The sequence below is a fragment of the Arthrobacter sp. GW460-12-1-14-TSB2 genome (genome assembly GCF_059423525.1).
Window position 1 is genome coordinate 467,948 of sequence record NZ_JBWKYC010000001.1, and the last position, 25,217, is coordinate 493,164.

Genomic DNA, 25,217 nt, shown 5'->3' on the forward strand with positions numbered 1-25,217 from the left:
CGTTCTGTGCGGTATAGCTGGAGCAGCCCCGGCGGAATGCCGTCGTCGTGTAGTCCTCCGGTACTGCGGCGTGAGATGCTCGGTCCCATGCGTGAACTGGTCGTTCTCGGCACCGCGTCGCAGGTTCCCACGCGGAACCGCAACCACAACGGGTACCTGCTTCGCTGGGACGGCGAGGGCATGCTCTTCGATCCCGGCGAAGGCACCCAGCGGCAGATGATCCACGCCGGCGTCTCAGCCAGCCAGGTGACGCGGATCTGCCTGACCCACGTTCACGGGGACCACTGCTTCGGACTTCCGGGCGTACTGTCGCGAATGGTGCTCGATGGTGTGCAGCACCCGGTGGACCTGCATTTTCCGGTCTCCGGCACCGAGGTGGTCCGCGCCCTCGTGTCCCTCGCCTCCCCCGGCCTCGAACTGCGGCTGCACCCGCATTCCGCACCGGGGCCGATCGCGCCCGGCCTGGAGGTGCGGCCCTTGCGGCATCGCATTGAGACTTTCGGCTACCGGCTGGTCGAGCCCGCCGGCCGCACGCTGCTGCCCGATCAGCTTGCGGCGGCGGGAATCTCAGGAAGAGACGTCGCACGGCTGCAGCGGGAGGGAAACCTCAACGGGGTACGGCTGGAAGACGTGAGCGTTCCGCGCCCCGGCCAGAGCTTCGCGTTCGTGATGGATACCGCGGAATGCGACGCCGCCGGGGAGCTCGCCGAAGGCGTGGACCTCCTCGTGGCGGAGTCAACGTTCAGCGACGACGACGCCGGGCTGGCCTCCCGGTATCTTCACCTCACTGCCGGGCAGGCCGGCGATCTGGCCTCCGCTGCCGGGGCCGGAATGCTGGTCCTCACGCATTTCTCGTCCCGGTACGGGGACGTCGGCGTGTTGGCGGAACAGGCCGGTGCCCGCGCAGGCCGGGCCGCCGTCGTCGCCGCAGAGGACCTGGACAGGATTCCCCTGCCCAGGCGGGAGCGGGCTTCCTGGCTTGCGGGCGGGGCTCGGCCCGCGATTGGTACGCCGCGCCCGCTCGCTGCACCGTCAGTAGACGAAGATGTCGATCCAGGCGCGGTTGTGGGCATGCAGCAGGACCAGGAACAGCACGAAATCGAACAGCAGGTGCACGGCCACGATGTAGGACAGTGACTTTGTCCGGGTGAAGATGAACGCCTGGAGCAGGGCGAAGGGAAAGATGAACACCGGCGCCCAGGCGTGGAACCCCAGTTCCCAGAGGAAGGACGTGAACAGGACGGCCTGCAGCACGTTGGCCTGGGCCAGAGGCAGGTGCCGGCGCAGGAGGATAAAAACGGTGCAGATAAAGAAGAGCTCATCCCAGATCCCCAGCACGTTGGTGCCCAGGAAAAGCCGGAAGATCCCCTCCGGGTCCGACACCGCGGGCCAATTGCTGTAGACACCGGTGTTGACCATATACGCCGGAAGCACCGCGTAACCCATCACGACGACGGCGGCCAGGTACCATTTCTCCGCCCGAGTCCAGGGGTGGCCGGTGAGCACAGGAAACTTGACCGCGTGGTCCTTGTAGACAAAGCGCGAAACTGTGTAAGGAACGCCCACCGCGAGGATCATGGCCGTGCCCATGACGAGCATGTGCTCGGTGCTGATGTCCGTGGTGATCGGCACCAGGCTGATGGCCACGAGCCCGGCGGCGATCAGGGCCAGGTCGCGCAGGAGCGCGCGGTCGATCAGTCCCGCCGTGATGAGGGCCAGCGCCAGGAGGCCGTACCCTGGGATTTTCTGTTCCAGGACGAACAGGACAAAGCCGGAGAGCGACACCAGTGCCGCCGGGAGCAGTTTCATCGAGATGCCGCTGCGGACGCTGACTCCGGCTCCTGCTCCCGTTCCGGCCGCGGGCGAACGGTTAGACATACTTGCTGAACCACGCCAGTGTGTCGTTCCACGCGGCGGTGGCCTGGGTCTCGTTGTAGCGCTCGCCGGTGTCGTTGTGGAACGCATGGTCGACGCCGGGATACACCTTCAGCTCGTGCCGGACATCAGTGGCGGCAAGGGCATCGCGGAAGGCCGGCATCGCCCCGGTGATGCGGTCATCGAGTTCAGCGTAGACGCCAAGGACGGCCGGTTTGATGGCCGGGACCTTCTCCAAATCCGGGGCGGGCCCATAAAAGGCCGAGGTGGCCTTCAGCCCGGACAGTTCCGTCGCCGCCTGCCAGGTGATGCCGCCGCCGAAGCAGTAGCCCGTCATGGCAATCCGCCCGGAATCGACGAAGTCCTGTGCCTTCAGGTAGTCGAAGGCTGCCGAGAAGTCCCCGACGTGGCGCTTCGCTCCGGCCTGGGTCAGTGCACCCGGGACGGCGTCCCGGTCCAGGCTCGCCGTTCCTCCCTCCCTGCTCAGCAGGTCCAGGGCCAGGGCAGCGTAGCCTGCTTTGGCGAAGCGTCGTGCCACGTCCTGGATGTGCGGGGTCAGCCCGCGGTTTTCATGGCAGATGAGCACGGCGGGTCCGGGCTTGCCGCCTTCCGGCCGGGCAAGGTAGGCGCTGATGTCGGTACCGCCGGCAGGGAACTGCACGGTTGCGGTGACCAGGCCGGGAGCGCCCTCGGGAACGGACAGCGGGCTCTTGGCGCCGGGCACCGCGCCTGCGGATGCCGTGCTTGTGCCGGTGCCGTTGGACGCCGCGGACGGGGTGGGCGTCGGCATCGGATCGGTGCTGCGTGGAAGCTCCTGCGGCGTGCAGCCCACCAGTGCCATGGCGGCCCCAGCAGCGGCCATGCTCCCGGTGATGAACGCCACCCGGCGCGTGAACGTGTGCCGGCTCATGGCACCGGCACGGTAATCGTCGAAGAATTCCTCGATCAGGTATTTCTCAAATTTGCCGAGCTGCTGGGTCATGGAGAGCCTCCTGCCATTTGCCAATTATCCTCCCCTGCGGTCAATCCTGGGGCAAGGGCCCGCTGGGTTTGCCCCAGGATTGACCGCAGCGCTGTGGCTCAGGGCGTTGCCCTAGAACGGGTTGAGCAGCCGGTCCACGAACTGCCGGGTGCGTTCCTCCCGCGGGTCGCGCAACACGGTGTCCGGGTGGCCGCGTTCGACGACGACGCCCCCGTCCATGAAGATGACTTCGTCGGCCACCTGCCGGGCGAACGCCAGCTCGTGGGTGACCACCACCATGGTCCAGCCTTCGTCCGCCAGCTCCTTGATGACAGTCAGTACATCGCCCACCAGCTCAGGGTCCAGGGCCGACGTCGGCTCGTCGAAGAGCAGCAGCTGCGGCCGCAGAGCCAGGGCACGCACGATGCCCACACGCTGCTGCTGCCCGCCGGAGAGCTCGAAGGGGTAACTTTTCTCCTTGGCGGACAGCCCCACGCGGGCAAGCAGCTCCCTGGCCTCAGCGATGGCTTCGGCCTTGGGGCGCTTCTGCACCTGGACCGGGCCTTCGATGATGTTCTCGAGGACGGTCTTGTGCGGGAAGAGGTTGTAGTGCTGGAACACCATGGCGCTCCGGTCCCGGAGCGCGGCCAGCTGCTTCTTGGTCACCGCTGCGGAGAAGTCGACGGCGAGCTGGCCCACAAAGTCCACCACGCCGTCGTCGGGTATTTCGAGGCCGTTGAGGCACCGCAGCACGGTCGTCTTACCGGACCCCGACGGCCCGATCAGGGCGACGACTTCGCCGCGCCGGACGGTCACGTCCACGGATTTCAGCACTTCATGGCTGCCGAATGCCTTGCGCAATCCCCGTACGGTCAGCAGCGCGGCATCGTCCGGGAGGGCGGAATCAGTGGGCGACATAACGGTCCAATCTCTTCTCCAGGGCGGACTGCCCGCCGGCAAGGACCAGGCAGATGATCCAATAGATGACCGCGGCCTCCAGATACAGCAGCATGAATTCCTGGCTGAAGGCCGCCACCTGCTGCGCCTGGCGGAAGAGCTCGGTGACAAGGATCAGGGAGGCCAGGGATGTGTCCTTGACCAGGCTGATGAAGGTGTTGGACAGGGGCGGCACCGAGACCCGGGCCGCCTGCGGCAGGATGATCCGCACCAGCGACTGGCGGCGGGACATGCCGATGGTATGGCCCGCCTCCCACTGCCCCTTGGGAACGGACAGGATGGCCGCACGGATGACCTCGGCCGCGTACCCGCCCACGTTCAGGGAGAAGGCGATGATGGCGCTGGGCCACGGGCTGATGGTGACCCCGATGGACGGAAGCCCGTAGAAGATGACGAACAGCTGGACCAGCAGGGGCGTGCCGCGGATGACCGAGATATACATCCGCGCAACGGTGGAGAACACGGGGTTCCGGCTCAGCCGCATCAGCGCGATCAGCAGGGCCAGCAGCAGCCCGAGGACGAAGGACGCCAGGGCCAGCGGAATCGTGCCCGTTACCGCGCCGATGAGGATGGGCCCCAGTGAGCTCCAGACGAGGTCCCAGTTGATAGTCATACGCTGAAGCTGCGCTCGCCGTCGGCCTCCACCCCGCTACTTCGTGACGTCCGCGTCGAAGTACTTCTGCGAAATCCTGGTCAGTGTGCCGTCGGCCCGCAGTTCGCCGAGGGCCTTGTTCACGGCTTCGGCCAGACTGGTTGATCCCTTGCGGAAGGCGAGGGCGCTGAGCGATTTGTCCGTGGTCTCGGCGGCGATCTTGATGCCGCTGTCCTTCGCGGTCTTTTGGTAGTCCAGGTACGTCAGTTTGTCGTTGATGGTGGCGTCAACGCGGCCCTGCTTGAGCAGTGTGACCGCCTGCGCCCAGCCTTCCACAGCCTCGACGTTGGCGCCGCTTTCCTGAGCCAGTTTGTACCAGTTGCTGGTCAGTGACTGCGCGGTGGTCTTGCCCTTGAGGCTGTCGAAGGAGCTGACGCTGCTGTCGTCAGCCTTGGTGACGATAACGCCGGTGCTCACCGTGTAGGGTTCGGAGAATTCGTACTTCGCCTTGCGTTCGTCGGTGATGGAGACCTGGTTGGCCACGACGTCGAATCTCTTGGCTTCCAGCCCGGCGAAGATGGCGTCAAACTGGGTTTCCTGGAAGGAGGGTTTGACTCCGAGCTTTTCAGCGACGGCGGTGATGATCTCGACGTCGTACCCGGTCAAGTCGCCACTGCCGTCGGCGTGGAACGAGAAGGGCTTGTACGTGCCCTCGGTGCCGATCTTGAGCTCACCTGCGCTCTTGACGTCGCTGAGGGAGGTGTCCGCGCCGCCCGCCGGCGTCGAGCCGGACGGCGTGGTGGAGCCGGAGCCGCAGCCGGCAAGGGCAAGGGCTGCAGCTGCCATGAGGCCGATGGCGGAAAGACGTGTGCGCTTCATGATGAACCTTCGTCCTGTAGCCGGAAGGGCTCGCCAGCTGCACCGCAGGCCGGCAGTCCACCTCCGACGATAGCAACATCTGCCTTGGGGAGAACAGATGCCCGGCGGGTTAGGCTCATGCCATGTCGCCCGATCGCTACCTCGCCGAGCTGGCCCGCTGCCTCGAACGCCTCACCGGGCTCGCCCGCCAGCCTGACGACGTGTTGTCCCGTCCGGTACCGGCGTGCCCAGGGTGGACGCTGGAACAGCTGTTCGGGCACCTTGGCTCGATTGAACGCTGGGCGGCCGCGGTGGTTCGTGGCGGGACATACGTCGAGGAACCGGCGCCGCCGGCCACAGGTGCGGCCGCGTGGTTCATCGAGGGCGCCGAACCGTTCCTCGCGACGATGGCGTCCGTGGATCCCGGGGCATCGTGCTGGAACTTCGGAGCGCCGCCGCGTACGGCAGGCTTCTGGCTCCGGCGCCAGGCGCACGAGCACGCCATCCATCTCATCGACGCCTGCCAGGCGTCCGGACGGGCGGCGCCGGCTTTGAGCGAGGACTTCATGATCGACGGCGTTGACGAGGTCCTGGCGATGTTCACGCCGCGCCAAGTGAGGCTGGGGCGGATGCAGCCGCCGGAGCAGGCAGTTTCGTTCCGTGTGCCCGGCTTTCATGTTCCCGGCTCGGGAAGCTGGACAGTGGGCGGCGGCACCGCTGCGGCATCTGTCACCGCGGCGCTACCGGACATGTACCTCGGCCTCTGGGGCCGGTCCAGCCTGCAGGAGACGGCAGCCATCGACGGCGACGCAGGCCTCGCGCTTCGTGTTCTGCGGGAGCCTCTTACGCCGTAAGGCGGACAAGCGCCCAAGGCAACCAGCCGCCGTCGTGCGCCGGTTCAGGCCTGTGACTGCAGGCTTGCCACGCGGCGGAGCCTGCGCCTGCGCACCGCCCCGCCGATCCGGCCTTGGACCATCAGCAGCCGGGGAACGGCAAAGTAGACGGCCGTGGGGACCACCACCAGGGTCAGGACGAAGGCGCGAAGGACCGGAGGCCATTCCGGCGCAACGAGGCCCAATACGTACATTCCCAGCGCCGCCATGGGAAAGATCGCCACCCAGGTGATAAATGCCCTGGTGTGGATGGACGCCAGGCCGGGGGGTCGATGATGGTGCCCGTCCGTCTCATCTGCCGCCAGGGCCTTGCCATCGTGTTCCACTCAATCTCCAAACGTTTAGTTGGAATTGATGCTAGCGAGCCGTTCCCCGCAAAAGCAAACGAACGGTTGGAGATAGAATGACGCGATGGCCTGGGACACGGATGCGACGCGCGAGAAGCTGCTCGATGCCGCCATCGCCGAGTTTTCGGAGCGCGGCTTCGCGGGGGCACGAATCCACCAGATCTCCCTGGCGTCGGGGTGCAACCGCGAACGGATTTACTTCTACTACGGCGGCAAGGCGCAGCTTTTCGAAGCTGCACTCGGGCGGCAGCTCGTGACGGCATTGGAGGACCTCCCCGTGGTGGGCTCGGGTCCTGAGGCCATTGCCGACTTCGCCGGGAGGTACTTCGATTTCTCGACAAGCTTTCCCAGCCTGGCCCGGCTGACGTTCTGGGAAGGGCTGGAGCGCGGTGACCCCATTGACGCCGAACGGCGGGCGCTGCTGGCGGCGGACAAGGCGGCTGAGATCCGCCGCGCGCTCCCGGCCATCAGCGAGGCGGCGGCCGAAGACCTGCTGTTGACCATCGTGACGCTGTGCCACGCCTGGGTCGCCGTCCCGAACGTGCGTGCTGTGATCACCCCGACGGCGGACGGGGTGCGCCGGCGCACGTCGATCATGCGGACTGTTGAGCTGCTCTCCCGGGACGTCGAGAGCATGGGACCACTTAGCTACTGACGAGCCGTGCCTTCTTGGATATGCTCAGGGTCTCACGGGCCAATGGCCCACCCGCCCCGACGCTTCGGCCAGGGCCGAAAGACTGCCGGGCCGAGCAGAGAGGCCAGCCATGGACTTTGCAGCGGACTTTACCCAATCGCTTGACCCGTTTCCCCAGTACCGGGCGATGAGGGAGAATGCACCCGTCTTCCAGGACGAGCAATCCGGGAGCTGGCATGTCTTCCGGTACGACGACGTACAGCGGGTGCTGTCCGAACATGCCACTTTCTCCTCAAGGATGGGCGGGGACGATCCGTCGGAGACAGGCCAGCTGTTTGCGGCGAGCCTGATCACCACGGATCCGCCCCGGCACCGGCAACTGCGCTCGCTGGTGACCCAGGCGTTCACACCGAAGGCAGTGGATGCGCTGGCTCCCCGCATCTCAACCCTGACGGACGACTTGCTGGACGGGATCGTTGGTGCCAGCACTGCCGATCTCATTGAGGGATTGGCCTACCCGCTGCCGGTGATCGTCATTGCGGAGCTCATGGGTGTGCCCCCGGAGGACCGCGACCGTTTCAAGCAGTGGTCCGATGTCATCGTCAGCCAAACGAGGTCCGGGGCGGCGGATGCCGACCACCACGCCACCAACGTTGAGATGACCGGGTACTTCCTGGACCTGATCGAACAGCGCCGGACGCAGCCCGGAAACGACCTGATCAGCAACTTGCTCTCAGCCGAGATTGACGGGCAGAAACTCAGCGTGGCCGAATTGCTGGGCTTCTGCAGCCTGCTACTGGTGGCCGGCAACGAAACAACCACCAACCTGATCGGCAACGCTGCGCTTTGCTTCACCGAAGTGCCGGGAACCATCGAACGGCTCCTCGCCGAGCCGCAGCTGCTGCCGCAGGCGATCGAGGAAGTGCTGCGGTACCGTTCACCGGTCCAGTCCATGTACCGGGTCGCGGCTGCCGACACCGCTTTGGGCGATGTTCAGATTTCAGCCGGCGCTCCGCTGGTGGCGTGGATCGGATCGGCGAACCGCGACGAGCGGCACTTCACGGAACCTGACCAGTTCGACATCGATCGTGGCCCTTCCCGGCATCTCGCGTTCGGCCAGGGCATTCACTTCTGCCTGGGCGCCCCTCTTGCCAGGCTTGAAGCCAGAATCGCGCTGGAGGCTATCCTGTCGCGGCTGCCCGGCTTGGCGGTTACCGAAGGGACGCGACTTGAACGGATGGACAGCACCATCGTCTACGGACTCAAGGAGTTGCCGGTGACATGGGAGGCGGGCTGACTGAGTCGAGACACGTCAGCGGCCAACTTCCTCGGTCACTTCATTGAGCGAAGATGCCCCGCAACGCACAGTTCTTGGGGTGTGTTCGTCGACCTGTTGTCACACTGCCGACGCCTGCGTAGGCTCGGCATTCAGCCGGTTGTCACACCGGAAAAATCGGATTGTGTCGTCTACCGGCCCCGGTTCAGGCACAGTCCCGGTGGGGAAAGGGACAACGATGTCTGGTGTTTGGTTGGTGAGCTATGTCGGGAACTTACTTGATGCACGGCGAATTCAAAAAATCCGCGTTGGGTCCGGGGACCAGAATCGGAACCTCCTCGCTCAGCTCGCATGCGCAAGCGGATACGAATTAATCTTCTTTTTCGATGCTTATGAAAAAGGAATTCATCCCGACAAACTCAGGCTACTTCAAGCGGCAGAGGCCCGTTCGGCGCGTCTTGAGCTCGTTGTGGCCTTGGACGACGCTCGACGTCTCGCCACAACTTTGGATGAACCCCACACAGTGAGCTACGCCAAACACGAAAAACGTTGGCTAATCAACAACTTGGTCAAGCAGGGAATAAGGAAACCGATAGGCGACGTGTAGACCGACCGACCACCAGGAACTCCCCTGTGCGAAGGGGCTCCGGCGATTGTCGTCATCCTGGTTCCTCCGCGCTCTTAGGACTCGTCACATATCTTTCCTTGTTCTGCTAGTTGCGCCCGGATCGCCGGGATGACTGGAACGCTGGAAAGGTCATGGGTATGAGCAATTCCGACTAAGTCCTGGCAAACCTTGTTGCAGAGCTCGGCTGGGTGCGGGCGACGTGCACGTGAGCACGCTACTCGGACCCGCCAAGCCCGTGTTCCAGCCGGCTGGAGATCGGTGCCGGATCAGGCAATGGTCGACGACGGCCTGGTCGCCAGAGTGCCCCGGCCCGACGTTGCGCTGGCGCAGCACGTGATGCCGTTTGCCGCCGGGACGCTGGCCACCGCCGGCGGACCGGTCCTCTCCGCACGGGATTCCCTGAAGGTCACCGTCCACGGTAAGGGCGCACACGGCTCCATGCCGCACATGTCCGTGGACCCCGTGGTGCCGGCCTCATCGATCGTGCTCCGGCTGCAGACTGTCGTCTCCCGCGAAACCAAGCCCGGCGACTTTGCTGTGGTCACCGTGGGGGCGCTGAATGCTGGCACCACATCGAACATCATCCCGGACCATGCCACGCTTCTGCTGAACATCCGAACTTACGACAACCAGGTCCGGGCCACCGTGCTCGCCGCGATTGAACGGATCGTCAGGGGCGAGTGCGCCACCGTCGGATCGCCCCGGAAACCCGAGTTCGAGTACTATGACCGTTTCCCGCTGACCAGCAACAACCAGGCAGTGACAGCTAAAGTCATTGCAGCGTTCGCGGCGCACTACGGTGCGGACTCGGTTGCCCACGCCACGCCGCAGACGGCGTCGGAGGACTTCAGCCGTATTCCGGACGAGTTCGGCGTTCCGTACACGTTCTGGTTCATCGGCGGGGCTGACCCGGAAACGTACTAGGCCGCCGTAGTCAAGGGGACGGTGTCCCAGGACATTCCGGCGAACCACTCCCCCTCCTTCGCTCCGGTGATAGATCCGACGTTGTCCATTGGTGTCCAAGCCAACGTCGTGGCCGCGTTGTCCTAGCTGGGTACGGATGGCTAAGCCCAAAACTTATCGCCATCAGCACCGGGCCGGAGGCATACTAAGGTATGAGCGACGCCGACGACTTCCTGATCTGGGTGAAGTCCTCACTGCATGAGGCGGAACTGGCCCTCCATAACGGCGACTCGGCCCCGCGCCGGGCGCTTTGGTCGCGGCACGAGCCTGTGAGCATCCTGGGCGCGTGGCGGAATGCGTTTGGGCAGCAGGAGGTGGACGAGGCCTTCGCTGTCCTCGAGAGAGCCTTCTCCAACTGCACGTCCTACACTTTCGAACTGCAGGCCTACGACGTGGTCGGCGCCATGGCCTATACCGCCGGCTTGGAGCATATTTCCACCTCCGTCGACGGTCAGCCACGCAGTTACACCCTCCGCGCCACCCAGATCTATCGCCGCGAGGACGGCGAGTGGAGGGTGGCGCATCGGCACGCCGACACCGTGAACGGGTGACGATGATGTGTTTCTCGGCTGCCTTGGACCGCTGGCGGCACACAGGGCACCGCTGGCGGCACACAGGGTGAGGAGAAGGCCGTGACCGGAGGAACGAGGCATAGCGGACCGCACTGGCGGCGAGTTATGGCGGCCCTCGCCAACAACGACGCGCGGACCGTTTACGCCCGGATAGTGCTAGGCACCAAACTCCCCGAAGCTGACCCTGATCTGAAGGATCAGCGACGCAACCGTGCCGTCGACGCCCTTCTTGAGTCCGGGCTCGTTGACCGGAACGCGGCCGGTGAACTGGTGGCGTCCGAGGCGGTCTTCCGTGACCTTCTCACGCAGCAACCCCGGCGGCAGCCTGAGACGGGCGTGGCCCGGTTTATGCGTTTGGGCAGGATCGAGAGGTATCCGGTCAACAAGGCGGAGCGCCGGGACCTCCTGGCCTGGATCGTCGGCGATGCCATCAAGGCCGGCGAAGACCTCACAGAAAAACAGGTCAATGAACGGCTTCTCAGTTATACCGACGACGTCGTGTTGCTTCGTCGCTACATGGTCGACTTCGGCCTGCTGGAACGGACCCGCTCCGGGTCCTCGTATTCCCGGCCGAAAGAGACATAGTGCCCTTGTGCGGCAAGGGCTGCTGGTGATTCCAGGAACTGCATCAAGAATGTCGGTGCCTCCTGAGATGCTGTGGGTATGGACAGCAGCACAGCCTGGAGCGCGGAGAGCAGGGAGGCCATGGCGGCCGTCTCCGCCTCCGCTGCCGTCCTGGCGTCGTCTTTCGGCGCCGGCGCGGAACGCGCGGAACGCGCCGAGGTGCCCGACGCCGGCCTGCCGCCGGAGGCCGATCCGCTGCGGGATGTGGCTGATGCGTGCCTGGACGGACTGGCCGAACTGGGCCGGCTGGAAGCCCGGACCGCCGCTTTGAAGGTAAGGCTGGCCGCAGACTACCTGCAGGCGGCCACGGCCCTGACGCCGCCGGCGGTATCCCCGCAGGACTGCACCGCCCAGGAGATGGCCACCGTTGCCGAGCTCGCCTGCGTCCTGACCGTCACTGAACGCGCTGCCGGCGCCCTCCTGTCCGACTCCCTGACACTGACCACTACCCTGCCTTTGACGCTGGCTGCCCTGCAGGCCGGGACGATTTCCTGGCAGCACGCCCGGATCATCGTCGACGAAACCACCGGCCTGGATCCCGCCGGAGCGGCCGCCCTGGAAGCGCACTTCCTGGACCCCGACGCACCGAACCCGGCCCGCGGGTGCCCGGCCGGGGACCTTGTCCCGTCCCGGTTCCGCGCCAAAGCCCGCACCTGGCGCGAACGCCACCACCGGGTCAGCATCGAAAAACGCCACACCAAGAGCGCAGCAGACCGGCGGCTCGAGTACCACCCGGACCGGGACGGCATGGCCTGGCTTTCGGCCTACCTCCCTGCCGACACCGTCGCAGGGATCTGGGAACGGAGCACCACCGCCGCCCGCGCCCTCCAAGGCCCGGACGAAACCAGGACCCTCACCCAGCTCCGCGCCGACGCCGCGGCCACCTGGCTCCTCACCGGCCACACCGCTGGCGAGCACCCCGGCGCGGCCGGCACCACCGGCGGAACGGCCGACGGCGGCACCGGGTTGGGCGGGAATGCGGCCAGGGGTGTCCCGTCGCCGCGGGCCCAGGTTCTTGTCACTGTCCCGGTCTTATCCCTCCTGGGGGCCACAGACGAACCGGCCATGCTCGACGGGTACGGCCCGATCCCGCCGTCCATGGCCCGCCGCCTGATCGCAGACGGCGCCGACTCCTTCTACCGCGTCCTGACGGACCCCCGCGACGGGGCGCCCTTGGAAATCGGACGGACCAGCTACCGCCTCACGAAAGCCCAACGTCAGTGGCTCCGGCTCCGCGACGGGAAATGCCCGTTCCCAGGCTGCAACAACCACTCCCTGGACAACGAAGCAGACCACCTCCTGGCCTGGGCCGACGGCGGCACCACCGGAATCTCCAACCTCGGCCAGCCCTGCCCCAAACACCACCGCCTCAAACACAGCTCCGCATGGACACCCACCGCAGCCAGCAAGAACAACCCGCCAGGATGGACCTCACCGTCAGGGCGGCACTACCCAAGCGAACACCAGGACTGGGAACCACCCCGCTGGCCACACGACGTTCTGGCCACGGAAGAACCCTGCCTCGATTCCGAACCGGAGGTACCCCCGGACCCCTTCCCGGAATGGCACCTCTTCACGGCCGGACATCGACTTCTCACCGCGGACGCTGACGAGCACCCCTGGCCAGAGCCCTCGGACGAGTTCCTCCCGGAGGCGTTCCTACTTCAGGGCGCCTGATCGACAGTGTCCTGATCGACAACGTGTTGCAGGATCCTTCACCCCGCAGGGGGCGTGAACTGGCTGGCGGTAAACTCCGCGCCTTGGGGGTCCCGGATTAGTGCCGTGCGCGTCCACTTCGTCTCGTTCTGGCGAATGACTCGTGCGCCGAGTCGCTTGGCCTCCGATACCGTCCGGTCCCGGTCAGCGACGGTGAATGAGACGTGCCAGTGCGGCGGTTCGTCGGGGGCCGCGGTCGCGATCCAGGCGATCGCGTCCTCGAAGCCGGGTGGGGCGACCAGCCCGGACTGCCTCGCCCTGATGTCCGGATCGACTGTCGCTTCAAGGTGGTCACCATAACCGGGCCTGCGGATCATCATCGCGAAGCCGAGGTCGTCGACCTGCCAGTCGAACGCGCCCTGGTAGAACGCAATGGCCGCGCCGGGCTTGGCAGTGTGGAGGTCGCTGAAATTCCAGGCCCCTGGCAGATTGACCACTTGTGCCCCTAAGCGCCGTCTGGCCTGCCAGACGCGGAACTCGGCGCCCTCAGGATCGGTCAGCGCCGCACTGCGTCCGCCTTCACCGGCATCTGCGGGGGCCAATCGCACCGTGGCACCGGCGGCGACCAGCCGCCGTACGGCGGCATCCGTGTCCTCGACGGCTATGTAGGTGCTCCACACAGCCGGACCCTCCTGGGCGCTGGCCATCCCGCCGACGTCCTGGCCGTCCAGCTTTGCTATCAAGTAACGGCCAGGCGCTCCCGGCGGCATGACGTCCTCGAACGTCCAGCCAAAGAGTCCAGAGTAGAACTCGACGGCCGCCTCGACGTCAGGCTGCTCCGTATCGATCCAACTTGGGACGCCGTGCGGGTAGGTCCGTTCGGTCATATCTGGCTCCCGTCCATGGACAAAGCCTAACGAGGCAGGATCCGGCCGGGTACCCCCTGGAAGTCAATCGCATGCCGAAGCGGATGCTGGGGCGTGCATGTTCGCCGCGGGGTTCGACGACAACAAGGCCGGCGCTTTGGCACCCGGGCGCAAGCGCGGGAAAGGCCCCGCACGCGTCTGCATGCGGGGCCGTTCGAAATTTCTATTGGTGCAGCAAAGGAGAAGTACAGGCTGCTGAACCTAGAAGTCCCAGTCCTCATCCTCGGTGTTGACGGCCTTGCCGATCACGTAGGACGAACCTGACCCCGAGAAGAAGTCGTGGTTCTCGTCGGCGTTCGGGGACAGTGCCGACAGGATTGCCGGGTTCACGTCGGTGACGGACGCCGGGAACATCGCCTCGTAGCCCAGGTTCATGAGGGCCTTGTTGGCGTTGTAGTGCAGGAACTTCTTGACGTCCTCGGCCAGGCCGACGGAGTCGTAGAGGTCGTGCGTGTACTGGACTTCGTTCTCGTACAGCTCGAAGAGCAGCTCAAACGTGTAGTCCTTGATCTCCTGACGCTTCTCCTCGGAGACCTTCTCCAGGCCCTTCTGGAACTTGTAGCCGATGTAGTAGCCGTGCACGGCCTCGTCACGGATGATCAGGCGGATCAGGTCAGCCGTGTTCGTCAGCTTGGCCCTTGAGGACCAGTACATCGGCAGGTAGAAGCCCGAGTAGAACAGGAAGCTCTCCAGCAGCGTGGAGGCCACCTTGCGCTTCAGCGGATCGTCGCCCTGGTAGTAGTCCATAACGATCTGCGCCTTCTTCTGAAGGTTCGCGTTCTCGGTGGACCAGCGGAACGCCTCGTCGATCTCCTTCGTGGAGGCCAGCGTGGAGAAGATGGAGGAGTAGCTCTTCGCGTGCACGGACTCCATGAAGGCGATGTTCGTGTACACGGCTTCTTCATGCGGGGTGATCGCATCCGGAATCAGCGAGACGGCGCCGACGGTGCCCTGGATGGTGTCCAGCAGGGTCAGGCCGGTGAACACGCGCATGGTGAGCTGCTGCTCGTCAGGAGTCAGCGTTGCCCAGGACTGGACGTCGTTGGACAGCGGGATCTTCTCCGGCAGCCAGAAGTTGTTGACGAGGCGGTTCCAGACATCCACGTCCTTGTCGTCCTGGATACGGTTCCAGTTGATCGCCTCGACGTGGCTAAGCAGCTTGACCTTTTCGGTCATGTCATCCCCTAAACGTTGGGTTGTTCTTGAAGTTAAGCGTACGACGGCGGGCGGGCGCCCGCCGTCGTACTGTCGCGATTTAGTTGAAGATTAGAGCATGCAGCTGACGCAGCCGTCCACCTCGGTCCCTTCCAGCGCGAGCTGGCGGAGACGGATGTAGTAGATGGTCTTGATGCCCTTTTTCCAGGCGTAGATCTGGGCCTTGTTGATGTCGCGCGTGGTGGCGGTGTCCTTGAAGAACAGCGTCAGGGACAGGCCCTGGTCCACGTGCTGCGTGGCCGCGGCGTAGGTGTCGATGACCTTCTCGTAGCCGATCTCGTACGCGTCCTGGTAGTACTCCAGGTTGTCGTTCGTCAGGTACGGCGCCGGGTAGTACACGCGGCCCAGCTTGCCTTCCTTACGGATCTCGATCTTGGACGCCACCGGGTGGATCGAGGAGGTGGAGTTGTTGATGTAGCTGATCGAGCCCGTCGGCGGAACGGCCTGCAGGTTCTGGTTGTAGATGCCGTGCTCCATGACCGAAGCCTTCAGCTCGCGCCAGTCATCCTGGGTGGGGATGTGGATGTTCTTGAACAGCTCCGCGACCTTCTCGGTCTGCGGGATCCATTCCTGCTCGGTGTACTTGTCGAAGAACTCCCCCGAGGCGTACTTGGACTTCTCGAAGCCGCCGAAGGTCTGGCCGGTCTGGATGGCCAGCTTATTGGAGGCGCGGACGGCGTGGTACACCACCGAGTAGAAGTAGATGTTGGTGAAGTCCAGGCCCTCTTCGGAACCGTAGTGGACCCGCTCACGTGCCAGGTAGCCGTGCAGGTTCATCTGGCCGAGGCCAATGGCGTGGCTCTGGTCGTTGCCGCGGGCGATGGAGGGCACCGAGGTGATGTTGGACATGTCCGAAACAGCCGAGAGCGAGCGGATCGCCGTCTCGATGGTCAGGCCGAAGTCCGGCGAATCCATGGTCTTCGCGATGTTCAGCGAGCCCAGGTTGCAGGAGATGTCCTTGCCGGTCTGGTCGTAGGACAGGTCATCGTGGTATGTGGTGGGCTGGGAGACCTGGAGGATCTCGGAGCACAGGTTGGACATGATGATCTTGCCGTCGATCGGGTTTTCCCGGTTTACGGTGTCCTCGAACATGATGTACGGGTAGCCGGACTCGAACTGGATCTCGGCGAGCGTTTGGAAGAACTCGCGTGCCTTGATCTTGGTCTTCTTGATCCGGGAGTCGTCCACCATCTCGTAGTACTTCTCGGTGACCGAGACGTCGGAGAACGGCATGCCGTAGACCTTTTCGACGTCGTACGGGGAGAACAGGTACATGTCCTCGTCCCGCTTGGCCAGCTCGAAGGTGATGTCCGGGATCACGACGCCGAGCGAGAGGGTCTTGATGCGGATCTTTTCGTCCGCGTTTTCCCGCTTGGTGTCCAGGAACCGGTAGATGTCCGGGTGGTGGGCGTGCAGGTACACGGCACCGGCGCCCTGGCGGGCTCCGAGCTGGTTGGCGTAGGAGAAGCTGTCCTCGAGGAGCTTCATCACGGGGATGACGCCGGAGGACTGGTTTTCGATCTGCTTGATCGGTGCACCGACTTCGCGGATGTTGGTCAGCGCGAACGCCACGCCGCCGCCGCGCTTGGACAGCTGCAGGGCGGAGTTGATGGACCGGCCGATCGACTCCATGTTGTCTTCGATGCGGAGCAGGAAGCAGGAAACCAGCTCGCCGCGCTGCTTCTTGCCGGCGTTCAGGAACGTGGGGGTGGCCGGCTGGAAGCGGCCCTCGATGATCTCGTCCACCATCTGCAGGGCAAGCTGCTCGTCGCCGCGGGCCAGGTGCAGGGCAACCATGCACACGCGGTCCTCGTAGCGCTCCAGGAATCGCTTGCCGTCGAACGTCTTCAGCGTGTAGGACGTGTAGAACTTGAAGGCGCCCAGGAAGGTCTCGAAGCGGAACTTCTTCTTGTATGCGCGGTTGAAGAGCTCGCGAATGAAGTTCATCGTGTACTGGTCGAGGGTCTCGCGCTCGTAGTACTGGTTCTTCACCAGGTAGTCGAGCTTCTCTTCCAGGTCGTGGAAGAACACGGTGTTGTTGTTCACGTGCTGCAGAAAGTACTGGTGCGCGGCCTCGCGGTCCGCCTCGAACTGGATTTCACCGCTCGGTCCGTACAGGTTCAGCATGGCGTTCAGCTCGTGGTAGCCCAAGCCCTTGTAGGCGGCGGGCAGCGGCGGCTTCTCTGCAGTCTTCTCGACGGCGGGCATGGTTACTTCTGTGTCTGCGACAGTAGTGTCCAAAACTTGTCCAATCCTTGATTTACCAGGCGGACGTCTTCAGGCGTCCCCATGAGTTCGAAGCGGTAGAGGTGCGGTATCTGGCATTTAAAGGCGATGATGTCGCCCGCCATGCAGTAGTTGTCCCCGAAATTTGTGTTTCCTGCGCTGATCACTCCGCGGACCAGGGTTCTGTTCTGCGGGTTGTTGAGGAACCGGATCACCTGTTTTGGCACGGATCCCTCGCCGCCGGTCCCGCCATAGGTGGGAACCACCAGCACGAAGGGCTCGGAGGCCACGAGTTCAGGCTCACGCTGGTGCAGGGGAATCCTGGCCGCATCCCGGCCGAGCTTCTCCACGAAGCGCCGGGTGTTCTCGGAGGCCGAGGAAAAGTAGATGAGGTGACTGGATGTCCGTGTCATCGGCGTCGTATTCGCAGCATCCGCTGCGAGCGGCGCATCGGCAAGTGCCGGCGCTGCCATGGGAGTCACCTCATCTACGTAAAGTTCTTTGCCGGAAACGGCGGATGAAGCTGGGGCTAGGCCACGGATGCGGCGGCGCTCAGCGCCAGCTCTTCGATCTTGTCCGGGCGGAAGCCTGACCAGTGGTCCTGGTCCGTGACCACGACGGGGGCCTGCATGTAGCCAAGGGCCTTCAGGCGCTCAAGGGCGTCTGCATCCTGAGAGATGTCGACGCTCTGGTAGGTGATGCCCTTCTTGTCCAGCGCGCGGTACGTTGCGTTGCACTGAACACAGGCCGGCTTCGTGTAAACCGTAACGGTCATGGTTCCTGTCCCCTTTGTTGAAGTCACTGCTTTTTGAAGTCTCTTGTTCATCGTTGCGGTAGACACTGCCCGGAACTGAAACCCCTCATCCGCGCCGGTCCTGCGTCCCGCTCAATCTGTATGTCGATACTACATGTAGTGCACGGCCCCGACGTGGACCCCAAGATGATGTATTACAAGTATGTCATTTAATGCACCGTTAATCCACAGGCCGGGTGGTCAAAAATGTCCGGGATTCAGCTGTTTTCGCGGACGAAATCCACACCCTGTGGAGTAGTTAGCCACAATTAATCGCTCCGCGTGTCGCCCGGTGGACGGCGTGTCGTGACTGTGCGGCGGGCGTGTCGGAGGGCACACAAAAGGGGCCCTGAATGCAGATTCAGGGCCCCGATGTGATGAACGGAACTAGATGTAGTGCTTTGTCGCTGCGTGGTCCAGGACTATCTGCTGGACGTCGAGGTAGCCCGTCTCGAACCCTGCCCGGGAGTAGCAGAGGTAGAACAGCCACATCCGCTGGAAGATCGCGTCGAAGCCCATGGCCGCCACCTCGTCGGCGCGGGACATGAACCGTTCCTCCCAAAGGCGCAGGGTCTGCGCGTAGTGCTCGCCCATGGCGAGGCGTTCACGGACCCGGAGTCCGGTCCGCTTCTCGGTGATTTCCTCGATGGCCCGTACGGAGGGGATGACGCCGCCGGGGAAGATGTACTTGTGCACCCACGTGTAGCTCGTCCGGGTGGCGATCAGCCGGTCGTGCGCGATGGTGATGGCCTGGATGGCCACCTTCCCGCCGGGGGCCAGGACGCGCTCGATAGTCTGGAAGTACGTGGCCCAGTATTCGTAGCCGACGGCCTCGATCATTTCCACCGAGACGACGGCGTCGTACTCGCCCTCCACCGCCCGGTAGTCCTTGAGTTCAATGGTGACGGCGTCGGCGTAGCCGGCCTCGGCCACGCGCTGCCGGGCGAGCTCCTGCTGTTCGCTGGACAGCGTGACGGAGTAGACCGTAGCTCCGCGGGCAGCGGCTCGCAGCGCAAGCTCGCCCCAGCCGGTGCCGATTTCCAGCACGCGTGTCCCCTCGCGGACGCCGGCCTTGTCCAGCAGCCGGTCGATCTTAGCCTGCTGCGCCTCGGCGAAACCGTCCCAGGCAACGGTCCGAAGGGCGTCACCGCTCTCCGGGAAGAGTGCGCTGGAGTAGGTCATGGTGCTGTCCAGGAAGGAGGCAAAGAGCTCGTTGGAGAGGTCGTAGTGCCGCGAAATGTTGGAGCGGGTGTTCTGCTCCGTGTTGCGCTCCCTGCGCGGCTGCCGCGGCAGGTAAAGGGCCCGCAGTTTCTGCAGCGGCTCCGGCACCAGGGTGCCGACGCGGGCAGCGAAAACCTCCATCACCGCGGTGAGGTCGTCGGCGTCCCAGTCGCCTGCCATATAGGACTCACCCAGGCCGATGAGTCCGCCGTCGCCGAGCCGGGCAGCGAACGCTTCGGGACGGTTCATGGTCATCACCGGGTACGGACGGCCGGGGGCGTCTGCCGTGCCGAGGGCTGCCTTTCCAAGAACGGTCCCGTCGGGGTAGCGGACTTCGAGCGGAAGCCGCCGCACGGCTGCCCTGAAGATGGCGTCGGCAGCCCGGCCGGCCACCCGCGCCTTGAGGGTGGAGGGCACCGTGGCAATGCTCGGCCAGATGTCGGCGTCAACCACGGCGGGCGGCTGGGGAACAGTGTAGGGAACTCTGGAGTCAGCGGCGAGGACGGCACGGTCCGGGGCGGAACGCTCGTTCGCCGGCTTTCCTGCTGCGGATCCGGTAGCTTCGGTGATGGTCACTGGACTGCCTCCTGTGAGGGGTGGTGTGGTCGTTTGATGATGGGCAGCCGACGTGCCCAGAGCTTGAGGCCCTGCCAGCGGATCTGCGCGGCTACACGCAGCGGTGCCAGGGGGACAGCGAGCGCTGCGGAGAGAATGTTCGGCAGGGAGGCTTCGTGGCGTTCGCCGTCGACAGTTGCGATGAAGGGCTTCTGCCCTTCGCGCTCCAGAACGATGGAGACCGCGAGCCGCTCCCCCGGTTCCGGGAGCCTCATCCGGTACTGGCCCTCGACGTCGTTGAACGGGGAAACGTAGAACGCTTTGGGCACGCTGGCCCTGCCGGCGTCGTCCGTTTCGAGCAGATAGCAGTGCCGTTCACCATAGGTGTTGTGCACTTCGGCGAGGACGCAGCGCAGGTTGCCGCCGGCGTCGTGGCACCAGAACAGGCTGAGCGGGTTGAACACGTGGCCGAACACCCTGGCGCTGGCCAGCATGGTGATCCGGCCGCCGTCGGGTTCTATCCCCCGGGTCCGCAGGAACCGTTCCACGTTGCCGCGGAGCGTGCCTGCCGGGTCGCCGAGGTGATCCGAGGCACGGAATTCGGCGAGCGGCCGGAGCGGCCACGGCAGTGACGGAAGCCGGTCGACGTCGACGAACCAGCTGTAGCTGCGGTACGTGAACGCATTGTGCAGCGGCGTGCGGCGCACGTGCGCGATGGAGGTGCGGTAGATGGCTGCCTGTGTGTTCATCAGGCGCCCTCCGCGGCGACGCCCGCCAATGCAGGACCGGACACGCCGGCCGGCTGTTCCCAGTCCCGGCCGAGCCGGGCGGCCGCTTTGACCCCCGAGAGCGCGCCGTCCTCGTGGAAACCCCAGCCGTGGTAAGCGCCGGCAAAGGCAACGCGCCCGTCCCCCAGCGCGAGGATCTGCTGCTGGGCCCGGAGCGAATCGGGCGTGTACTGCGGGTGTTCGTACACCATTCGGTCCAGGACGGTGCCGTCGGCGATGAGTTCGGACTCACCGAGGCTCACGATGTAGCGCCCGCCGTCAGCGGGCTTGAGCCGCTGCAGGCGCGTCATGTCGTAGCTGACCAGCACTTTGTCCGGACGTGCGTCGCAGGACGGCAGCCGGTAATTCCAGGACGCCTGGGCATTTGCACTGGCCGGCAGCACCGCTTCGTCGCGGTGGAACAGCGTCTGGTTGACCGAATAGGGCATTCCGCCGAGCGCCTCCTTCTCAGCAGGGGAAGCATCAGAGAGCATGCGCAGTGCCTGCGCGGGATGCGCGGCAATCACGACGGCGTCATAGGTTTCCGTGCCGTGCGGGGTGGTCAGTTCAACACCCTCCCCGTGGCGTCGCAGCGCAGTCACCGGACTGGACAGCCGGATATCGGGAAGGGTGGCGGCCAGCTTGTCCACGTAGGTGCGCGAGCCCCCCTTGACCGTCCGCCACTGCGGGGAGCCCGACACTCCGAGCAGGCCGTGGTGGGCCAGGAAGGTAAACAGGTAGCGGGCCGGGTAAGCCAGCGCCGTGGTGGGGTCGCAGGACCAGACGGCGCTCACAACGGGTGTCATGAAGTGCGAGATGAAGTAGCTGCTGAACTTCTCCCGGGCAAGGAACTCCCCCAGCGTCAGTTCCGGCTCCGCGCTGACGTTCTCGTGACCGGACGCATCCTCGTGACGGGACGCATCGGTGCCCGGTCCGCCGTCGGGTTCCGCTGCCAGCAGGGCGCGGGCACGGCGGTGGAAGCGCGTTACTTCCAGCAGCATCAGCAGGTACCTGCCGCGCAGCAGGGTGGAGGGCCGCGGGATAATGCCGCGCCCCTTGGCGCGGGCACCGGCATATTCGAGGCCGCAGCCGTCGCAGCGGACCGACATGCTCATCTCGGAGTCCTGCGTCTCCACCCCGAGCTCCGCGAAGAGCCGCAGGAGCGTCGGGTAGGTGCGTTCGTTGTGCACGATGAAACCGGTGTCCACGCCCAGGACCGGGCCGTCCGCCTGCGGGACATCGTGGGTGTGGGCATGGCCGCCCAGCCGGGAGTCGGCCTCGAATAGGGTCACATTGTCCCGCTGGTTCAGGACATAGGCTGCGGTCAGTCCTGCCACGCCGCTGCCGATGACGGCCACCCGCCGGCCGTCCGGAATCGTTGCTGCTTGCGACACTGTTCTGCTCCTGTTGGCTTCGCCTGAATCGTCCTGATGAATCGTCTTATGGGCAATTCGTCACCGAAGGGCGCCCGGATGACTGCGAATTCCAGCCGGCCGCCTTGACGCGATTCTTCCCCATGGACACGGCCCGTCAGCGGCGACATTCCGGGGCCGCCAGGCGATATGCCACAATGAAGCGGGATTTCCGAGGCGAAGGACAACCATTGATCAACCCTGTTCACCTGCGGACCCTCGTGGAGGTGACCCGCCTGGGTTCATTCGCGGCGGCCGCCAACCGGCTGGGCTACACGGCATCGGCTGTTTCCCAGCAGATGTCCGCCTTGGAGCGGGACACCGGCGTGGATCTATTCCAGCGTTCAGCCCGGAGCATCCAGCCCACCGAAGCCGCCATGGTGATGACGCGGCATGCCGCCAAGGTCCTGACGGACATCGAAGCCCTGATGGCCGCCGCCTCCCGGACGCACGACGCCACCCACCAGGAACTCCGGCTCGGCATCTTCCCCAGCCTGGCAACCTATGTGCTGCCGCGGATCCTGCAGAACCCGAAGTGGAAGGACCTGGGCATCGACCTCAGGGTGTCCGTGGCGGAGCCGTCCCAGACCATCCAGGGGCTTCGCACAGGCGGCGAACTCGACGTTGCCCTGGTCTACCAGGTGGGCCAGTCCGGCCTCGCGTGGCCGCACACCGTGAACCGGCAATGGATCGGCGACGACGAATTCCGCGTGGTGCTGCCTGCGGCCTGGGGTTTCCGCGCCGACGCCAAGGTGGCGGCGGACCACCTCTCCGACATGCCGTGGATTGTCCATCACCCGGGCACCAGCGACGCCACGGTCATTGAGCGCCTGTTCGCCAGCTGTAACCTGCACCCGCGCGTGGTGGCCTACAGCGACGACTTCCACGCGAGCCTGGAAATGGCAGCCGCGGGTCTGGGTGCCGCGCTCGTGCCCGAACTAGCCCTTCGGCACCGGCCCACCGGAGTGGTGGTCCTCGATGTTCCGGAGATCAGGCTTGCCCGCAACGTGTTTGCCCTCCTGATCAATGACAAGCAGACGGCGCGGGTCCAACTGTTCGTCGAACTGCTGGCCGACACCCTGCACAGCCTGGGAGCCACGCGCTAGGATTCGCGGCCCCGGAAACGGCGGGCTTTGGAAGGTCGGATTTTCGGAAGCCCCGGCGCCCGCCCGGCGAATGACAGCAGCGCGGTCACGAGCTTGTCCTTCGCCTTGCCGTACGGCGGATACGCAAGACCGAAAGTATCCGGCCACAGCGGCTTGTCCAGGCTGGCCCGCTCATGCGAGAACGTCCGCACGGAATGTTCGCCGTGATAAGCCCCCATTCCGCTGCCGCCGACCCCGCCGAATGGGAGGCCCGGGACCGAGACGTGCGCGGCCGGCGCCCCATACGCAAGCGCACCCGATGAGGTCTCGGCAGCGAAGGACCCGCGGACGCTGTCGTCCGTGCTGAACACATAAACGGCCAGCGGCTTGGGGTCGGCATTGATCATGCGGATGGCTTCGTCCCGTCCTGATACAGGCACCAGCGGGAGGAGCGGGCCGAAGATTTCCTCGCCCAGGATTGCGTCCCCGGGGGCCGGCCGCAGCAGGGTGGGTGCGAAGTAGCGGCTGCCGGGGTTCCGCTGGCCGCCGTGGACCACCGTGCTGCTGTCCGCCAGTTCAGCGAGCCGGTCGAAGTGCCGGTCATCAACGATCCGGCCGTAGGAAGCGCTGCCCGCAGGATCCTTGCCGAACATAGCGGTGATGGCGTCCACGATCAGCGGTTGGAGGGCGTCCAGTATCTTGGGTGTCGCCAGCACATAGTCCGGAGCCACGCATGTCTGGCCGGCGTTCACGAACCGGCCCCAGGCAATGCGCCGTGCAGTGGTGGCCAGGTCGGCGGTTTCGTCCACGAAGGCCGGGCATCTGCCGCCCAGTTCAAGGGTCACGGGAGTCAGGTGCTCGGCAGCAGCCCGCATGACCACGCGGGCTGCGTCCTGCCCGCCGGTGAAGAAGATGTGGTCGAAACGCTCCGCCAGCAGCGCCGTGGTTTCCGGGATGCCTCCGGTCACCACCTCCGCGGCGCCGCCAAGGTATTCAGGCATCCAGCGGGCTAGGGCCGCGGACGTGGCGGGGGCATGTTCGCTTGGCTTGACCACCACGGTGTTGCCGGCCGCCAGCGCTCCGGCCAGGGGTGCAAGGGTCAGCTGGACCGGATAGTTCCAGGTGCCGATCACCAGCACCACACCGAGCGGAGTCAGCTCGGTCCACGCCCGGGCCGGTTGCAGGACAACAGGCACGTCCACCGGGCGGGGCCGGAGCCAGGCCGCCAGGTGCCGTTCCAGATGGGCGGCTTCGGCCGTCACAAAGGAAATTTCGGTCATCGCGGACTCAGTCCGGTGCTTGCCCAAGTCGCTGAATAGTGCAGCGATGAAATCCTCACGCCGTTCGGTCAGCATCCTGCGCAGGTTGCCGAGTTGTTCGAGGCGCCACGCCAGCGGGCGGGTCACCCCGCTGTCGAAGAGCTCGCGGGATCGGGCGACGGCGGCGGCAGTGTGCATCCGATCAATGTACCCGTGCCGGGACGCAGCCCGGGCTGCAGCCCGGGAATACAGCCCCAGAAAAAATCCCGGATGCTGGAATGGACTGCCCGAGAGGGCTATGTTGAAGATATGAACAAGGTAGCGAGCCGGCACTTTGGTGAAATCGAGCTCAACCACGGCCGGGACCACAACATCGCAGCGAAGCATGAACTGGGCGGCCAGCCGGTAGAGCTGGACCTGAACATCAATGCCCACGACCACTTCGACGAGGCGGCCATGCACAAGGTGGACTACCGGCTGCGGTACTTGCCCGAGCTCGTGGACCAGGTCCGGGACATGATCGCCGATGAGCTGGAGCAGGAGGGTACCAGCCCCCAGGAGTATCGGCACTTCCACTGCAACGCCATCAAGGAGGAGCACCTCAAGAAGGTGTTCGGCGTCGAGGACAAGAGCCAGCTGACCAATGCCGTGTTCCTGAAGGCGCTGAAACTAGGCCATGTGGGTATCTACCCCGGCCAGCCCGAACGCTACTTCGTCCTGGATTTCACCCTGGGCGAGCACTTCACCGACGAAGTCCTGGTGGCGTCCGCGGACGAGGACGGTGTGGTGGACGACGAAATCGTCTGGGAGTCGTAAAGCGCTTCATCGACTGCTCCGCAACGGCCCTTTTGAGCCATCAAAACGGCGGTTGCTCAGCAATCGATAGTTAAAGCCCGACGGCGGGGGGGGGGGGGGGGGGGGG

The 25,217-nt window shown here is 65.0% G+C and carries 25 protein-coding genes; 10 read left to right on the forward strand and 15 right to left on the reverse strand.

What is annotated here, in order from left to right:
• The first annotated feature begins 87 nt into the window (after window positions 1-87).
• A complete protein-coding gene (locus tag AC07YR_RS02225) occupies window positions 88-1,137 on the forward strand; it encodes a ribonuclease Z (protein ID WP_494732896.1) in 1,050 nt (349 codons plus the stop codon).
• On the opposite strand, the gene AC07YR_RS02230 is transcribed toward AC07YR_RS02225, so the two are convergent.
• From AC07YR_RS02230 to AC07YR_RS02250, 5 genes are all read right to left on the reverse strand, one after another.
• A complete protein-coding gene (locus AC07YR_RS02230) occupies window positions 1,033-1,878 on the reverse strand; it encodes a CPBP family intramembrane glutamic endopeptidase (RefSeq protein ID WP_436057816.1) in 846 nt (281 codons plus the stop codon). The two genes, AC07YR_RS02225 and AC07YR_RS02230, sit on opposite strands and share 105 nt — an antisense overlap.
• Window positions 1,871-2,857: a dienelactone hydrolase family protein gene (locus AC07YR_RS02235; protein ID WP_494732897.1), complete on the reverse strand. Its 987-nt coding sequence runs from the start codon at window positions 2,855-2,857 to the stop codon at window positions 1,871-1,873. The genes AC07YR_RS02230 and AC07YR_RS02235 overlap by 8 nt, the downstream gene beginning before the upstream one ends.
• 111 nt (window positions 2,858-2,968) lie before the next feature.
• On the reverse strand, window positions 2,969-3,754 hold the full coding sequence (locus tag AC07YR_RS02240) for an amino acid ABC transporter ATP-binding protein (RefSeq protein WP_494732898.1): 786 nt from the start codon (window positions 3,752-3,754) through the stop codon (window positions 2,969-2,971).
• A complete protein-coding gene (locus tag AC07YR_RS02245) occupies window positions 3,741-4,406 on the reverse strand; it encodes an amino acid ABC transporter permease (RefSeq protein WP_494732899.1) in 666 nt (221 codons plus the stop codon). Before AC07YR_RS02245 ends, AC07YR_RS02240 begins: the two co-directional genes overlap by 14 nt.
• Window positions 4,407-4,442: 36 nt before the next feature.
• Window positions 4,443-5,264: an amino acid ABC transporter substrate-binding protein gene (locus tag AC07YR_RS02250; protein WP_494732900.1), complete on the reverse strand. Its 822-nt coding sequence runs from the start codon at window positions 5,262-5,264 to the stop codon at window positions 4,443-4,445.
• Window positions 5,265-5,386: 122 nt separating this feature from the next.
• Between AC07YR_RS02250 and AC07YR_RS02255 the strand changes: the two genes are divergently transcribed.
• Complete coding sequence (locus AC07YR_RS02255; protein ID WP_494732901.1) at window positions 5,387-6,097, forward strand: maleylpyruvate isomerase family mycothiol-dependent enzyme; 711 nt, start codon at window positions 5,387-5,389, stop codon at window positions 6,095-6,097.
• 44 nt (window positions 6,098-6,141) lie between these two features.
• On the opposite strand, the gene AC07YR_RS02260 is transcribed toward AC07YR_RS02255, so the two are convergent.
• Window positions 6,142-6,462: a putative antibiotic biosynthesis monooxygenase gene (locus tag AC07YR_RS02260; protein ID WP_436057822.1), complete on the reverse strand. Its 321-nt coding sequence runs from the start codon at window positions 6,460-6,462 to the stop codon at window positions 6,142-6,144.
• Between the two features lie 85 nt (window positions 6,463-6,547).
• On the opposite strand from AC07YR_RS02260, the gene AC07YR_RS02265 reads away from it, so the two are divergent.
• The 6 genes from AC07YR_RS02265 to AC07YR_RS02290 all read left to right on the forward strand — a co-directional run bounded on the left by AC07YR_RS02265 (window position 6,548) and on the right by AC07YR_RS02290 (window position 12,857).
• Complete coding sequence (locus AC07YR_RS02265; RefSeq protein ID WP_494732902.1) at window positions 6,548-7,138, forward strand: TetR/AcrR family transcriptional regulator; 591 nt, start codon at window positions 6,548-6,550, stop codon at window positions 7,136-7,138.
• Window positions 7,139-7,304: 166 nt separating this feature from the next.
• Window positions 7,305-8,414, forward strand: coding sequence for a cytochrome P450 (locus tag AC07YR_RS02270; RefSeq protein ID WP_436057824.1), 1,110 nt, complete (start codon window positions 7,305-7,307; stop codon window positions 8,412-8,414).
• Window positions 8,415-9,279: 865 nt separating this feature from the next.
• A complete protein-coding gene (locus AC07YR_RS02275) occupies window positions 9,280-9,945 on the forward strand; it encodes a peptidase dimerization domain-containing protein (protein WP_436057826.1) in 666 nt (221 codons plus the stop codon).
• 191 nt (window positions 9,946-10,136) lie between these two features.
• A complete protein-coding gene (locus tag AC07YR_RS02280) occupies window positions 10,137-10,535 on the forward strand; it encodes a nuclear transport factor 2 family protein (protein WP_436057827.1) in 399 nt (132 codons plus the stop codon).
• Between the two features lie 81 nt (window positions 10,536-10,616).
• Entirely contained in the window at window positions 10,617-11,141 is a 525-nt protein-coding gene (locus tag AC07YR_RS02285) for a DUF2087 domain-containing protein (protein ID WP_436057828.1), read from the forward strand.
• Between the two features lie 78 nt (window positions 11,142-11,219).
• Complete coding sequence (locus AC07YR_RS02290; RefSeq protein WP_494732903.1) at window positions 11,220-12,857, forward strand: HNH endonuclease signature motif containing protein; 1,638 nt, start codon at window positions 11,220-11,222, stop codon at window positions 12,855-12,857.
• A 38-nt stretch (window positions 12,858-12,895) separates the two neighbouring features.
• On the opposite strand, the gene AC07YR_RS02295 is transcribed toward AC07YR_RS02290, so the two are convergent.
• From AC07YR_RS02295 to AC07YR_RS02330, 8 genes are all read right to left on the reverse strand, one after another.
• Window positions 12,896-13,723: a VOC family protein gene (locus tag AC07YR_RS02295; protein WP_494732904.1), complete on the reverse strand. Its 828-nt coding sequence runs from the start codon at window positions 13,721-13,723 to the stop codon at window positions 12,896-12,898.
• A 240-nt stretch (window positions 13,724-13,963) separates the two neighbouring features.
• Complete coding sequence (nrdF, locus tag AC07YR_RS02300) at window positions 13,964-14,938, reverse strand: class 1b ribonucleoside-diphosphate reductase subunit beta (RefSeq protein ID WP_028269034.1); 975 nt, start codon at window positions 14,936-14,938, stop codon at window positions 13,964-13,966.
• Window positions 14,939-15,028: 90 nt separating this feature from the next.
• Entirely contained in the window at window positions 15,029-17,185 is a 2,157-nt protein-coding gene (gene nrdE, locus AC07YR_RS02305; RefSeq protein WP_200939385.1) for a class 1b ribonucleoside-diphosphate reductase subunit alpha, read from the reverse strand.
• 2 nt (window positions 17,186-17,187) lie between these two features.
• Complete coding sequence (gene nrdI / locus AC07YR_RS02310) at window positions 17,188-17,616, reverse strand: class Ib ribonucleoside-diphosphate reductase assembly flavoprotein NrdI (RefSeq protein WP_055803727.1); 429 nt, start codon at window positions 17,614-17,616, stop codon at window positions 17,188-17,190.
• A 116-nt stretch (window positions 17,617-17,732) separates the two neighbouring features.
• Window positions 17,733-17,978, reverse strand: coding sequence for a glutaredoxin-like protein NrdH (nrdH, locus tag AC07YR_RS02315; protein ID WP_011692201.1), 246 nt, complete (start codon window positions 17,976-17,978; stop codon window positions 17,733-17,735).
• Between the two features lie 405 nt (window positions 17,979-18,383).
• Window positions 18,384-19,793: a class I SAM-dependent methyltransferase gene (locus AC07YR_RS02320; protein WP_494732905.1), complete on the reverse strand. Its 1,410-nt coding sequence runs from the start codon at window positions 19,791-19,793 to the stop codon at window positions 18,384-18,386.
• Window positions 19,790-20,521 carry a DUF1365 domain-containing protein gene (locus AC07YR_RS02325; protein ID WP_494732906.1) on the reverse strand — a complete coding sequence of 244 codons (732 nt, stop codon included), beginning with the start codon at window positions 20,519-20,521 and terminating at the stop codon, window positions 19,790-19,792. Before AC07YR_RS02325 ends, AC07YR_RS02320 begins: the two co-directional genes overlap by 4 nt.
• Window positions 20,521-21,933 carry an NAD(P)/FAD-dependent oxidoreductase gene (locus AC07YR_RS02330; RefSeq protein ID WP_494732907.1) on the reverse strand — a complete coding sequence of 471 codons (1,413 nt, stop codon included), beginning with the start codon at window positions 21,931-21,933 and terminating at the stop codon, window positions 20,521-20,523. The genes AC07YR_RS02325 and AC07YR_RS02330 overlap by 1 nt, the downstream gene beginning before the upstream one ends.
• A 209-nt stretch (window positions 21,934-22,142) precedes the next feature.
• Here AC07YR_RS02330 and AC07YR_RS02335 point away from each other — a divergent pair, with 209 nt between their 5' ends.
• Window positions 22,143-23,057, forward strand: a complete 915-nt coding sequence (locus AC07YR_RS02335; protein WP_494732908.1) for a LysR family transcriptional regulator — start codon at window positions 22,143-22,145, stop codon at window positions 23,055-23,057.
• Here AC07YR_RS02335 and AC07YR_RS02340 read toward each other — a convergent pair.
• On the reverse strand, window positions 23,054-24,493 hold the full coding sequence (locus AC07YR_RS02340; protein ID WP_436057834.1) for an aldehyde dehydrogenase family protein: 1,440 nt from the start codon (window positions 24,491-24,493) through the stop codon (window positions 23,054-23,056). The genes AC07YR_RS02335 and AC07YR_RS02340 overlap by 4 nt on opposite strands.
• A gap of 111 nt (window positions 24,494-24,604) precedes the next feature.
• Between AC07YR_RS02340 and AC07YR_RS02345 the strand changes: the two genes are divergently transcribed.
• Entirely contained in the window at window positions 24,605-25,111 is a 507-nt protein-coding gene (locus AC07YR_RS02345) for a DUF2004 domain-containing protein (RefSeq protein WP_055803732.1), read from the forward strand.
• The last annotated feature ends 106 nt before the right edge of the window (window positions 25,112-25,217 follow it).